Origin of the sequence: Streptomyces globisporus (assembly GCF_003501885.1) — a bacterium.
In the GTDB taxonomy this organism is placed as follows: domain Bacteria; phylum Actinomycetota; class Actinomycetes; order Streptomycetales; family Streptomycetaceae; genus Streptomyces; species Streptomyces globisporus_D.
In genome coordinates, this window is record NZ_QWFA01000013.1 from 42514 (window position 1) to 55094 (window position 12581).

General features: G+C 71.0%; 11 protein-coding genes. 1 reads left to right on the forward strand and 10 read right to left on the reverse strand.

What is annotated here, in order from left to right; genetic code table 11:
- Positions 1 to 295: 295 nt before the first annotated feature.
- The 3 genes from D3105_RS04395 to D3105_RS04405 form a co-directional block, all read right to left on the reverse strand.
- Positions 296 to 493: a hypothetical protein gene (locus tag D3105_RS04395; protein ID WP_118900176.1), complete on the reverse strand. Its 198-nt coding sequence runs from the start codon at positions 491 to 493 to the stop codon at positions 296 to 298.
- A gap of 9 nt (positions 494 to 502) precedes the next feature.
- Positions 503 to 1132: a GNAT family N-acetyltransferase gene (locus D3105_RS04400; RefSeq protein ID WP_118900178.1), complete on the reverse strand. Its 630-nt coding sequence runs from the start codon at positions 1130 to 1132 to the stop codon at positions 503 to 505.
- Between the two features lie 82 nt (positions 1133 to 1214).
- Positions 1215 to 1925, reverse strand: coding sequence for a hypothetical protein (locus D3105_RS04405; protein ID WP_118900180.1), 711 nt, complete (start codon positions 1923 to 1925; stop codon positions 1215 to 1217).
- A gap of 259 nt (positions 1926 to 2184) precedes the next feature.
- Here D3105_RS04405 and gcl point away from each other — a divergent pair, with 259 nt between their 5' ends.
- On the forward strand, positions 2185 to 3969 hold the full coding sequence (gcl, locus tag D3105_RS04410; protein ID WP_118900182.1) for a glyoxylate carboligase: 1785 nt from the start codon (positions 2185 to 2187) through the stop codon (positions 3967 to 3969).
- Between the two features lie 57 nt (positions 3970 to 4026).
- Here gcl and D3105_RS04415 read toward each other — a convergent pair whose 3' ends face one another.
- From D3105_RS04415 to D3105_RS04445, 7 genes are all read right to left on the reverse strand, one after another.
- Positions 4027 to 4611 carry a TetR/AcrR family transcriptional regulator gene (locus D3105_RS04415; protein WP_118900184.1) on the reverse strand — a complete coding sequence of 195 codons (585 nt, stop codon included), beginning with the start codon at positions 4609 to 4611 and terminating at the stop codon, positions 4027 to 4029.
- The gene (locus tag D3105_RS04420) at positions 4604 to 5440 is read right to left on the reverse strand and encodes an alpha/beta fold hydrolase (RefSeq protein ID WP_118900186.1); all 837 of its coding nucleotides are present in this window, start codon (positions 5438 to 5440) and stop codon (positions 4604 to 4606) included. Before D3105_RS04420 ends, D3105_RS04415 begins: the two co-directional genes overlap by 8 nt.
- 353 nt (positions 5441 to 5793) lie before the next feature.
- Positions 5794 to 7251 (reverse strand): catalase, encoded by a 1458-nt coding sequence (locus D3105_RS04425; protein WP_006128571.1) that lies wholly within the window; start codon positions 7249 to 7251, stop codon positions 5794 to 5796.
- Positions 7252 to 7480: 229 nt separating this feature from the next.
- Complete coding sequence (locus D3105_RS04430; protein ID WP_118900188.1) at positions 7481 to 8374, reverse strand: 2-hydroxy-3-oxopropionate reductase; 894 nt, start codon at positions 8372 to 8374, stop codon at positions 7481 to 7483.
- A gap of 46 nt (positions 8375 to 8420) precedes the next feature.
- Positions 8421 to 9260 carry a TIM barrel protein gene (locus D3105_RS04435; RefSeq protein WP_069736741.1) on the reverse strand — a complete coding sequence of 280 codons (840 nt, stop codon included), beginning with the start codon at positions 9258 to 9260 and terminating at the stop codon, positions 8421 to 8423.
- A 241-nt stretch (positions 9261 to 9501) separates the two neighbouring features.
- On the reverse strand, positions 9502 to 10938 hold the full coding sequence (locus D3105_RS04440; RefSeq protein WP_118900190.1) for a cellulose binding domain-containing protein: 1437 nt from the start codon (positions 10936 to 10938) through the stop codon (positions 9502 to 9504).
- Positions 10939 to 10973: 35 nt separating this feature from the next.
- The coding region (locus D3105_RS04445; protein ID WP_118900192.1) for a beta-N-acetylhexosaminidase at positions 10974 to 12581 on the reverse strand (1608 nt) is incomplete at its 5' end.

The window sequence follows — 12581 nt, forward strand, 5'->3', positions numbered from 1 at the left end:
GCCTCCAAACAGAACTCGACGCCTCTTGGTGCCCAGTGTGCACCGGAAACGGCCTCGGCACCTCCGGATCCCCGGACGGGGATCACCTGTGCGGGACTGTGCCCCGGCGCCCGTTCCCGGCCCTACTGGTCTGGCTTCCGGATTCCGTACTGGGACACCTGGGGTGCCGGCATCGAAGGCCCGGATGGCTGTCGACTGGTCCTCAGCACCCGCAGCCGGACCAACTCTGACCTTCGGAAGAACAGTACGGTCCTTCCCCTGGGGCGGACGTGGAAGAACAAGCTGAGCGGGCGGGTCAGGCGGCTTCGATGATGTCGGGGTCGCCCCGGGTCGCCGCCGCCCACTCGATGAGCAGCACCTCGTACGTCGCCGCCTCCACCGCGGACCAGTCCGTTCCGGTGGCGTCGACGAGCGCACGGATGGCCTCGTTGGCCTGCTCGGCGGCGGGCGCGGGGCGGTCGGCGGGGTGGGAGCTGTCGGGGAGTAAAGCCATGCGCACAGCTTATCCGCCACCACTGACAGCGAGGGCTCCCGAATCGTCCGAGGCCCCCGAAGTGTCCGGAACCGGTGGGGTCTTCGTGGGCTTCGGGGCCGGCGACGGCCGGGGGACGGCCGACAGTTCGCGTCGCATGCAGACCCGGGGCCAGCGGTCGAGGCCGTGCTGGGCCTCCTCGGCGCGGATCGCTCGGAGCCCGTCGGTGAGTTCGTGCTCGGTCAGGACCCGGAAGCCGATGCGGGCGTAGTACGGGGCGTTCCACGGCACGTCGGTGAAGGTCGTCAGGGTGAGCGCCGTCATGCCCCGCCGCACGGCCAGGGCGGCGAGATGGGCGATGAGGTCCCGCCCGATACCCCGGCGGGCGGCGGCCGGGTCGACCGAGACCTGCTCGATGTGCAGGGCGTCGTCGACGGGATCGGCGAGCACATAGCCGAGCGGCCGGTCGCCGGTGGCGGAGAGGGGGTCGGTGGCCACCCAGCAACGGCCTGCCTGCCGGTAGCTCTCCAGCAGGTCGAGCGGGGGCGGATCGTCGTCGGCCACGAAGGCCATGCCCAGGGCGCGGAACGGTTCCCCTGCGGCGCGCTCGATGTCCTGCAGCAGCGGGAGATCCGAGCGTCTGGCGGAGCGGATACGCATGTACTCAGTGTGCCGCGCCGGAGGCCGGACCGGTACGCGGGTGGCCGGATCCGCCTCCCCGGGCCGGGCCCGGTTCGTTCGTTCAGGCGCCGGTGCTCACCAGCTCGTCGGCCGGGCTGTTCACCGGCTGCGGGGTCCCGGTCAGGTCCAGGACGAAGAGGGGGAGGCCGACGCCGTCCGCGCGGGCCCGGGCGTCGGGGGCGTACCCCGCGAGGGAGAAGAACACCCCGGTCGCCGAGGTGCCCAGCGCGTTGAGCCAGAGGGTCTCGACCGCGCGGAGCGTCGCCGGGCGGGTGCTGGAGTCGACCCGGGCGATGACGCCGTCGCCCCGCAGATCGATGCCGGAGGCCGGGCCCGCGCCGGGCCGGCCGACGTCCCGGTAGCCGAGCCAGGTCAGGTAGAGGCCGGCCGTGCTCACCGCGTCGTGGCCCGTACGGATCGTCATCGGGCTGAATGCGGGGCGCGGGTGCGCTGCGGTGCGCGGCAGGGGGATGTGGGCCGGCGAGACCGGTGCGGCGGGGGACCCGGCGGTGGCCACGGGGCGCACCGGTATCCGCAGGACCGTGCCGCACGGGCAGCACAGCTCGGGCTGCGGCCACTGGTCCTCCCGGGCGCAGGACGAGCAGCGGACGGTGACCCAGACGTCGTTCCAGCTGCGGTGGCCGACCCGGACCGCCGGGGCGCCGGCCAGCAGCGGCGGGGCGGTGGGCATGCCGCACGGGCAGGGGTAGGCCGGGGTGCTGTAGGCGTGGTCCCGGTTGCAGACGGGGCACCGGACCGGGACGGACTCCACGTATCTCTCCCTCCGGCACGGCCGCGCGACCGACTCCGCTCCGTGCCTGACTCGTCACCCCATCGTCCACCAGGAGCGAGGCGCTGGGGAGGGGATCGACGTACTTCATGCGTGCGTGCGGCGGTGCGCGCCCTTGACTGCGATCGCCCCAGCTTCTAGATTGCTTCCATATAGCAGAACTAAGTTTCCGTAATACGGAATTGGTGCTCTCAGGTGGCGCGACAGAGCCCGACTCCACCAATCCCGAGCAGGAGCTTCCATGCCTCGTATGACCGCTGCCCGAGCGGCAGTTGAGATCCTGAAGCGCGAAGGCGTCAGCAACGCGTTCGGCGTTCCGGGCGCGGCGATCAACCCCTTCTACGCGGCCCTCAAGGCCTCCGGCGGGGTCAACCACACGCTGGCCCGCCATGTCGAGGGCGCCTCCCACATGGCGGAGGGCTACACCCGGGCCAAGGCCGGCAACATCGGCGTCTGCATCGGTACGTCGGGCCCGGCGGGCACCGACATGATCACCGGGCTGTACTCGGCCATCGCCGACTCCATCCCGATCCTCTGCATCACCGGCCAGGCGCCGACGGCCGTCCTGCACAAGGAGGACTTCCAGGCCGTCGACATCGCCTCGATCGCCAAGCCGGTCACCAAGGCCGCGACCACCGTCCTGGAGGCCGCGCAGGTCCCCGGCGTCTTCCAGCAGGCCTTCCACCTGATGCGCACCGGCCGCCCCGGACCGGTCCTCATCGACCTGCCGATCGACGTCCAGCTCACCGAGATCGAGTTCGACCCCGAGCTGTACGAGCCCATCCCGGTGCACAAGCCCGCGGCCTCCCGCAAGCAGATCGAGCGGGCCGTGCAGATGCTGAACGCCTCGGAGCGCCCGGTGCTCGTCGCGGGCGGCGGCATCATCAACGCCGACGCCTCCGAGCTGCTCGTGGAGTTCGCCGAGCTGACCGGCGTCCCCGTCGTCCCGACCCTGATGGGCTGGGGCATCCTCCCCGACGACCACGAGCTGAACGCCGGCATGGTGGGCCTCCAGACCTCGCACCGCTACGGCAACGCGAACTTCCTGGAGTCCGACTTCGTCCTCGGCATCGGCAACCGCTGGGCCAACCGCCACACCGGCAAGCTGGACGTCTACACCCGGGGCCGCACCTTCGTCCACGTCGACATCGAGCCCACCCAGATCGGCAAGATCTTCGCCCCGGACCTCGGCATCGCCTCCGACGCCAAGGCCGCGCTGGAGCTCTTCGTCGAGGTGGCGCGCGAGCTGAAGGCGGCCGGCGAGCTGAAGGACCGCTCGGCCTGGGCCGCCTCCACGCAGGAGCGCAAGGCGACCCTCCAGCGCAGGACGCACTTCGACAACGTGCCGCTCAAGCCGCAGCGCGTGTACGAGGAGATGAACCGGGCGTTCGGCCCGGAGACCCGTTACGTCACCACCATCGGGCTCTCCCAGATCGCGGGCGCGCAGATGCTGCACGTCTACAAGCCGCGCCACTGGATCAACTGCGGCCAGGCGGGTCCGCTGGGCTGGACGATCCCGGCCGCGCTGGGTGTCGCCACCGCGGACCCGGAGGGCACGGTCGTCGCCCTCTCCGGCGACTACGACTTCCAGTTCATGCTGGAGGAGCTGGCCGTGGGTGCGCAGCACCGCATCCCGTACGTCCACGTCCTGGTGAACAACTCCTACCTCGGGCTGATCCGCCAGGCCCAGCGCAACTTCGACATCGACTTTCAGGTCAACCTGGAGTTCGAGAACCTCAACTCCCCGGAACTGGGCGTCTACGGCGTCGACCACGTCAAGGTCGTCGAGGGCCTCGGCTGCAAGGCGATCCGGGTCACCGAGCCGGACCAGCTGCTGCCGGCCTTCGAGGAGGCGAAGAAGCTGGCGGCGGAGTTCCGGGTGCCGGTGGTCGTCGAGGCGATTCTGGAGCGGGTCACGAACATCGCGATGAGCGGTACGGACATCGCGTCCGTCAACGAGTTCGAGGACATCGCCACGGACCCGTCCCACGCACCCACCGCGATCCGCCCCCTGGCCGTGTCCTGACCCGCCCGGCACCGAACGAGGGCCCCTGGCCCGGAGATGTCTCCGGGCCAGGGGCCCTCACGGTGCGGAAGCGTGATCAGCAGGGCCGGCCTGGAAGCCGGCGATCAGGGTGTCGAGGAGGAAGTGGAAACTCCGTGTGACGTCACCGGGCAGCCCGAAGCCGCCGGCGCCCTCCAGGGTGACGAACCCGTGAAGTGCTGATCGCAGCGTCCGTGCGGAGTCGACCACGCGCGCGTCGGGCAGACCGAAACCGGCGAGGACGGCGAGCAGAACCTGCAACGCCTCCTCGCCCGCGTCGTGGTCCTCCTCGTCACCGGCCGCCGGAGCGGGGACGGTGGCGGCATAGCGGCCGGGATGTTCCAGGGCCCAGTGGCGGTAGCCGTCCGCGAACGCTCGCACCGCGTTCGGGCCGGAACGGCCGACGCACTCCCGGGCCAGATGATGGGCGAGCTCGCGCTTGGCCCGGACGGAGATGCCGCGCCGCAGTTCGTGCAGGGAGCCGACGTGCTTGTACAGGGACGGCGGCCGTACGCCGAGCCTGTCGGCCAGCAGACCCATGGTCAGGCCCGCCCAGCCGACCTCGTCGGCGAGTGCCGCCCCCGCCGCGACGACGGCGTTCGTATCGAGGCCCGCCCTAGGCACGGGCGTGCGTTTCCAGGAAGGCCAGGATCAGGGACACCGTCTCCCCGGGGTACTGGTCGTGCGGGTAGTGGCCGGCTCCCTCGATCACCGCGACTTTCCCGACACCGGCAGGCATCGCGGCCACGATCGCCTCTCCCTCGGCGCGCGGATCGACCCAGTCGGGGTCGAGCGAGCCCTCCACGATCAGGGCGGGGCACCGTACGTTGCCCAACTGGGCGCCGGCGTCGGTCGGCGCCGACTGCCCCATCTTCCGCAAGGCCCGCATCCGGCCGGGCTCGCCCAGCATCGCTTCGACGCGGGCCAGCCGGTCGGCCCAGTCGGCCGGCTTGCGGCCCGGGTAGGCGTGGTCGAGATAGCGGGACCACAGCCCCGCGCTGCTGAACAGAGCGGCGCCGAGCAGCCGGAAGGCGCCCCTGCGGTACCTCTTCGAGCGGAAGTCGCCGAGCTTGATCGACTGCGCGCGCGTGAAGGGGCCCAGCTCGATGATGCCCCTGACCAGGCCGGGTTCCTGGGCGGCCGCGATGGTGGCGGCGCCGCCGGAGATGGAGTGGCCGACCAGGACGGCAGGGCCGCCGCCGAGGTGACGGATCACCGCGAGCAGGTCGCCCGCGATGTCGGTGCGTGAGTAGGAAGGCCATTGCGCACTCGACTCGCCGCAGCCCCGCAGATCGACCGCGGCCACGCGGTACCCCGCCGCCACCAGACGCGGCAGGACGAACCTGTACGCCGCGCGGCTGTCGCCCATGCCGTGGGCCAGGACAACCAGCGGGCCCTCGCCGGCGGCCTCGTAGGCGAGGGTGCCGCCCGGAACGGAGATGAACTCGGTCATGACATCTCCCAGCTCGGTAAGTGCAATAGCTGTAAGCTAATGCGATTAGCTAAAGGCTAATGCCAGTAGCCAAGGGCGTCAACCTTGGCCGGACGAGCTGGAGGAGTGCGGGCATGCGAGAAGGGCGTGGAGTACGGGACCGTATCCGTACTCCACGCCCTCGTTCAGGGGTGACAGGGACCGCGGCGGCGGCGATCGGCCCGGGCGAGGGCGTCTCCTTCAGGTCAGGAGACGGTCCCCGGGCCTTCACCACCGCACTGGCATCGCACAGCCGCCGCGGCCTCGTCGTCCTGCCCGTCCCGCGCGGCACCCCTCATCCGGGTGCGCGGTACGAGCAGGGGTATATAGGAGGCTCAGTCCTCGCGCAGGGCGCGGACCGCCTCCTCCACGCGCTTGCCGTAGTCGGCGTCGGCCGCGTGGAAGTGGGCGAGGTTCTTCTCGATCACGTCGTCGCGGGTGACCTGCGAGAGGCCTCCGGCGATGTTCGCGACCAGGCGGCCCTTCTCGTCCTCCGACATGAGCCGGAAGAGCTCGCCCGCCTGGAAGAAGTCGTCGTCCTTGGCGTGGGCGGGCGCCTCGTGCGTACCCGTCCAGCCGTGGATCGCGAGCGGCGCGGCGAGCGCCGCGTCGGTCTGCGCCGGACCGGCGTACGAGTTGGGCTCGTAGTTCTTGTCGTGGCGCGAGCCGTTGCGGGTCGCGTGGATGCCGTCGCGGCCGTAGTTGTCGACGACCGCCGTGCGCGGCGCGTTCACCGGCAGCTGGGTGTGGTTGACGCCCAGGCGGTAGCGGTGCGCGTCCGCGTAGGCGAACAGCCGGCCCTGGAGCATCTTGTCCGGGGAGGGGCCGATGCCGGGCACGAAGTTGTTCGGGGAGAACGCGGCCTGCTCGACCTCGGCGAAGACGTTGTCCGGGTTCCGGTCCAGGACCAGCCGGCCGACCCGCTGGAGCGGGTAGTCGCTGTGCGGCCACACCTTGGTGAGGTCGAACGGGTTGAACCGGTAGTCCGCGGCCTCGGCGGCCGGCATCACCTGGACGTACAGCGTCCAGGACGGGTTGACGCCGCGCTCGATGGCCTGGAGGAGGTCCGTCTGGTGCGAGTTGGCGTCCTTGCCGACGAGCTCGGCGGCCTGGTCGGCGGAGAGGGACCGTACGCCCTGGTTCGTCTTGAAGTGGTACTTGACGAAGAAGGCCTCGCCCTCGGCGTTCGTCCACTGGTAGGTGTGCGAGCCGTAGCCGTTCATGTGACGGTACGAGGCGGGGATGCCGCGGTCGCCCATCAGCCAGGTGATCTGGTGCGTCGCCTCGGGGGCGTGCGCCCAGAAGTCCCAGACGTTGTCCGGCTCCTGCTTGCCCGTGAACGGGTCGCGCTTCTGCGAGTGGATGAAGTCGGGGAACTTGATCGGGTCCTTGATGAAGAACACCGGGGTGTTGTTGCCGACCAGGTCGTAATTGCCCTCGTCCGTGTAGAACTTGAGGGCGAAGCCGCGCGGGTCGCGGACCGCGTCCGCGCCGCCGAGCGAGTCGGCGACGGTCGAGAAGCGGAGGAACGTCTCGGTGCGTTTGCCGACCGAGGAGAGGAAGTCGGCACGGGTGAAGCCCGTGACGTCGTCGGTCACCTCGAAGTAGCCGTACGCACCGGAACCACGGGCGTGCACCACGCGCTCCGGGATGCGCTCACGGTTGAAGCGGGCGAGCTTCTCCAGGAGGTGCTGGTCCTGGAGGAGGATCGGTCCACCGACACCGGCGGTGGCGGAGTTCTGGTTGTCGGCGACCGGGGCGCCTGACTCGGTCGTGAGCACACGCTTAGCCATGTGGCGGGATGACCTTTCGTACGAGCTGCTGACGGCTTGAGGAGCGTAGATTCGCCGCAGAGAGAACGTCAACAGTTTGTTGAAAACGAAGTATGTGGTTCCGGGCCGCGGCAGCGCCTGGGCGCGACAGGACAGGTGTCAGCGCCACCGCGGCCCGGAGATCAGGGGGCCCGTCGTGCGGGCCGTGGCCCCGTACGAGGCCAGGGGCTCCTTGCGGAGCCGGGAGGGGTCAGACCTGGGAGCCGGAGAGCCGCTCGACCGAGCGCAGCAGCGCCGAGTGGTCGAGGCCGCCGTCGCCCTGGGCGCGCAGGGAGGCGACCAGCTGGGCGACCACACCGCCGACGGGCAGGGCCGCGCCGACATTGCGGGCGGCGTCGGTGACGATGCCCATGTCCTTGTGGTGCAGGTCGATCCGGAAGCCGGGGGCGAAGTCCCGCTTCAGGAAGTTGTCCTTCTTGCGGGTCAGCACGGTCGAGCCGGCGAGGCCCCCGTTGAGGACGTCGAGCGCGGCGGCGAGGTCCACCCCGGACTTCTCCAGGAAGACCACGGCCTCGGCGCAGGCCTGGATGTTGACCGCGACGATCAGCTGGTTGGCGGCCTTCACCGTCTGGCCGGAGCCGTGCGGGCCGCAGAGCACGATGGTCTTGCCCAGCGCCTCCAGGAGCGGCTTCGCGGTGTCGAAGTCCGCCTGCTCGCCGCCGACCATGATGGACAGGACCGCCTCGATGGCTCCGGCCTCGCCGCCGGAGACCGGCGCGTCGAGGACCCGGATGCCCTTCTCCGCCGCGTTCTTGGCGAGGTCGACCGAGGTCTGCGGGGTGATGGAGGACATGTCCACCAGCAGCGCGCCGCTCCTGGCGTTCTCCAGGATGCCGTCCGGGCCGTAGGCGATGGCCTCGACCTGCGGCGATGCGGGCACCATCGTGATGACGACATCCGCGTCCCTGACCGCGTCCGCGATCGAGGAGGCGCCGGTGCCGCCGGCCGCGACCAGCCGGTCGATCTTGTCCTGCTCCAGGGTGTATCCGGTGACGGAGTAACCGGCCTTGATCAGGTTCTCCGACATGGGGGAGCCCATGATGCCGAGACCGATCCAGGCGACCTTGGGGAGGTTGTTGCTCATGAGGGTGCCTTCCTGAAAAACGTGTGTACGTAAGGGGGGCGGCCGGTCAGCCGGCCGCTCGGGCCGACGCCGGGAGCCAGTCGAAGGACTCGGCGCTCGGCCGGTCGCCCGGCTTGTACTCCAGGCCGACCCAGCCCGCGTAACCGGCGTCCTTCAGCTCGTCGAGCAGCCGCTCCAGCGGGAGCGAGCCGGTGCCCGGCGCGCCGCGTCCCGGGTTGTCGGCGATCTGGACGTGGCCGGTCTTCGCGGCGTACGCCTTGATGACCTGGCTCAGGTCCTCGCCGTTCATCGAGAGGTGGTAGAGGTCCAGCAGGAACTTGGCGTTCCCGAGGCCCGTCGCCGCGTTCACCTTGTCGACGACCTCGATCGCGGCCGGTGCGCTGACCAGCGGATAGAGCGGCGACTCCGGCTTGTTGAGGGTCTCGACCAGGAGGATCGCCCCGACGCGGTCCGCCGCGCGGGCGGCCAGTACCAGGTTCTCCAGCGCGAGCGCGTCCTGCACCTGCGGGTCCGCGCCCTCGACGCGGTTGCCGTACAGCGCGTTGAGCGCCGTGCAGCCGACCGAGGCGGCGAAGTCGGCCGCCACCTCGATGTTGGCGCGGAAGCGGTCCGACTCCTCGCCGGGCACGGAGAGCGCGCCGCGGTCGGGGCCGGGCAGCTGTCCGGCGTAGAAGTTCAGTCCCACCAGTTGGGTGCCGGCGTCGTCGAGCGCCTTCTTGAGGGCGTCGAGCTCCGCCTGCGGCGGGGTGGGGGTCTCGATCCAGGGCCACCACAGCTCGACCGCGGTGAAGCCCGCCGCGGCGGCTGCCGCGGGACGCTCCAGGAGCGGGAGTTCCGTGAAGAGGATCGAGAGGTTCACATCGAAGCGCTGGTCCGGGTATCCCATGAGGGTTTCGGCGCTCCTTCCGTATTGCGGAAGTTAGTTTCTGCTTAACGGAAGATTGCCCGGAGGGGGGTGGGGCTGTCAAGGGGGTGCCGCAAAATTCGCCCCGGTCGGCGGCGCACGGCAGGGGAGGTGCGGGCCCCTTCGGACCTGCGAACACGGGTGCCTTCGGGCATGCGAAAGCGGGGCGGAGGCCGCCTTCGACCCCCGCCCCGCCCGGCTCTCACGCCGTACGCGCCGCTCGCTATCCGGCCGGAACCGTGTCCTCGAAGCTCGTCCCCGCACTGCGGTACGCCCCGACCATCGCGTTCACCTGGGAGGGGGTGAGCACCTGGTCCTTCACATGCAGGACGTAGTCCACCTGCTGGTCGTAGGCGCGGGGTGCCGTGCTCGCCTGGCCCTCCAGGTCGATCAGCCACTGGTTGAAGTTGATCGACATCGGCCGCTCGGGCAGATACGCCGCCCCGTGCGTCCCGAAGTGCTGACCGTCGACGTAGTACGTGATCTGGTTGCCGTCGATCGTCACCACCAGGTCGTGCCAGCCCGCGTACGACGCCCGGACCTCACTGTGCGCGTTGACCGCCTCCCACGGGTCGGGCCGGTAGGTCTCCCACGAGGTCGTGTAGAGGATGTTGGCGGGCTCGCCCCAGCCGCCGTTCGGCAGATACTCGAAGTCGTACTCCGCGTAGTCGTCCGCCATCGGCGCCTTGAGGTCGTTGATGGTGAAGAAGGTCTGCACGATCCGGTCGCCGTCCGGGCCCGAGCGCGGGGTGTCGCTGAACTTCACCCGGGACGCGTAGGTCCCGTTCTTGAACTTCATCGACTTGGTCAGGATCTCGGTGTGCTTCGTCGAAGCGCCTGTGCCCGCCGTCGACGTCTCCAGGTTCATCACCGAGTTCCCGCTCTGCGAGGCGAAGGTGACGTTCTCGGGAGCCCAGGTCGCGCCCGGCACTCCGGGGCCGCCGGAGTTGGACCGTACGCTCCAGCCGTTGGCGTTGATCTTCGGGTCGGTGTGGGAGCTGTAGTCGAAGTCGTCGAAGAGCCGGGGGCCGTCGGTCGGCGGGTCCGTCGGGTCCGGCGGGTCGGTCGGGCCGTTGCCCCCGGGCGCCTCGCCCCACACGGTGGCCCCGTTCACGTGGGCCGTCACCTTGGACCAGTCGCCGTACGCCGTCCGGTCCGGGCCGAAGGAGTAGTCGTCGGACTGGACGAGCGAGGCCCAGGACGCCTGGTGGAAGCGGAGTTGCATGTCCCCGGTGTCCGCGCCCGGTGCGAGCGAGCCCGCCCCTGCGGTGAAGCCGATCTCCAGATAGCGGTCGGCGATGGCAGTCGGGTTCGCGAGCGTCCCGAACGTACCGGTGATGTTCGCGCACCCCTTCACCGCCCAGGAACAGGCGAACCGGTAGGCGGCGGAGGGCGAGTCGGCCTTGAAGTAGTACCGGACCTTGACGCCGCTGAGCGGTACGGAGGTGGAGCCGGCGTTGCGGACCTTCAGCCACGGCTCGCTCTGGTCGGCGCTCGCTCCGGACGCGCTCGTCCGGTACTGGACCACGATCCCGTCGGCCGCGGCGGAAGCCGAGGACGGCAGGGTGGCCAGACCGGTGGCGGCCAGGGCCACGGCGACGGCCGAGGCGGCGGCGGTGCGCAGCCTGGACCTGTGCGGATTCCTGCGTGATGTGTTCACGGGTGTTCCTCTCCGGAACGGTGGTGGGGGAGTGGTTACGGGTGGAGTCGCGCTGTTCCTGCGGAGGGGGACGCGGACACGGCCGTCGCGAGCGACCGCGCGTCCAGGGGGCGGTAGGGGACGCCCAGGGCGTCCAGCCGGGCGGTGTGGTGGCGCAGCCGCTCGACGAACCCCGGCCAGTCGCCGCGCCCGCCGGACCAGGAACGGTCGGCGAGTGCGCAGAGCCGGGGAAAGCTGAGGTACTCGATCTCCTCGGGGGTGCGGGCGTACTCCGTCCACAGCTGGACCTGGGTGCCGAGCACCCGGGCCCGCTCCGCCTCGGGCCAGTCGTGCGGCGCCGGTTCGTAGTCGTGGACCGTGTGCAGGGGAACCGGCGCGCCGGGCTGGGCGACCGGCTCGGTCGGGTCCGTGGACTGGGCGTAGTCGAGATAGGTCGCCCGGTGGTGCGCGGCGATCACCTGATGGCCGCGGCGGGCGGCGGCCCGGGCGTGCGTGGCGTCGCGCCAGGTCATCACCGTGAACTCCGGGGGGAGTTCGGCGCCGTTCTCGACCCAGCCGAGCGGGATCCGGCCGCGCTCCACCAGGAACGCCCCGACCCGGCCCATGAACCAGCCGTGCAGCTCGGCCGGGCCCGCGAGCCCGAGGGTCGCCGCGCGCCCCCGGGCGGCCCGGCTGTCCTCCCACTCGGTGGTCGGGCACTCCTCGCCGCCGATGTGGACGTACGGCGACGGGAAGACGTCCATCACCTCCTCCAGCACGGCCCGGCAGAAGTCGAAGACCCCCTCGTGGACGCCGAGGATCGTGTCGCACACCCCCCAGCGGGTCCACACGTCCAGCTGCCGGTCCGGGTGGTTGCCCAGCTCCGGGTAGGCGGCGAGCGCCGCCCGCACATGGCCGGGCATCTCGATCTCCGGCACGACGGTGATCCCGCGCTCCGCCGCGTACCGCACCAGCCCTCTCAACTCCGCCTTGGTGTACGCACCTTCGTGCGGCACCGCGTCGAAGTGCGCCCCGTCCGGACCGGTCGGGCCCTTCTGCGACCGGGCCCGCCGGGAGCCGACCGTGATCAGCCGGGGGTAGGCGTCGACCGGCATCCGCCAGCCCTGGTCGTCGGTGAGGTGGAGGTGCAGGACGTTCAGCTTGTGCAGCGCCAACAGGTCCACGTACCGGCGCAGATAGCCGATCGGCTGGAAGCGGCGCGCCACGTCCAGCATCGCCCCGCGCCACGGCCGGTCCGGTACGTCGGTGATCTCGACGCAGGGCAGCTCCCAGGAGCCGGTGCCCGCCGCCCCGCCCGACAGGGCCTCGGCGGGCAGGAGTTGGCGGATCGTCTGGATGCCCCGGAGCAGCCCGGTGCGGTGGGCGGCGCGCAACTGGAGCGCCTGCGGGGCGACCGTCAGTCCGTACCCCTCCTCGCCGAGGCCGCCGAGCCGGTCGTCCAGGGCGAGGACGACCCGGCCGTCGGGCGCCGGCACGAGGGGAAGCCCGGCGGGGTGGCCGACCAGGGTGCGCAGCAGGTCCGCCGCCGGTTCCGCGCCCGGCAGCGCGCGGACGGTGGTGTCCCGGTCCAGTGTGAGGCGGCCGCCGAGCGAGGAGACCTTGCTCGGGCGGGGGAGAAGGGAGAGGTCGGGGCGGGATGCGGG

Bases quoted from the DNA above. Each gene is read 5' to 3' on its own strand.
- gcl (WP_118900182.1), top strand. From the start codon at position 2,185: ATGCCTCGTATGACCGCTGCCCGAGCGGCAGTTGAGATCCTGAAGCGC.
- D3105_RS04430 (WP_118900188.1), bottom strand. From the start codon at position 8,374: ATGAGCAACAACCTCCCCAAGGTCGCCTGGATCGGTCTCGGCATCATG.
- D3105_RS04395 (WP_118900176.1), bottom strand. From the start codon at position 493: ATGGCTTTACTCCCCGACAGCTCCCACCCCGCCGACCGCCCCGCGCCC.
- D3105_RS04425 (WP_006128571.1), bottom strand. From the start codon at position 7,251: ATGGCTAAGCGTGTGCTCACGACCGAGTCAGGCGCCCCGGTCGCCGAC.
- D3105_RS04400 (WP_118900178.1), bottom strand. From the start codon at position 1,132: ATGCGTATCCGCTCCGCCAGACGCTCGGATCTCCCGCTGCTGCAGGAC.
- D3105_RS04420 (WP_118900186.1), bottom strand. From the start codon at position 5,440: ATGACCGAGTTCATCTCCGTTCCGGGCGGCACCCTCGCCTACGAGGCC.
- D3105_RS04435 (WP_069736741.1), bottom strand. From the start codon at position 9,260: ATGGGATACCCGGACCAGCGCTTCGATGTGAACCTCTCGATCCTCTTC.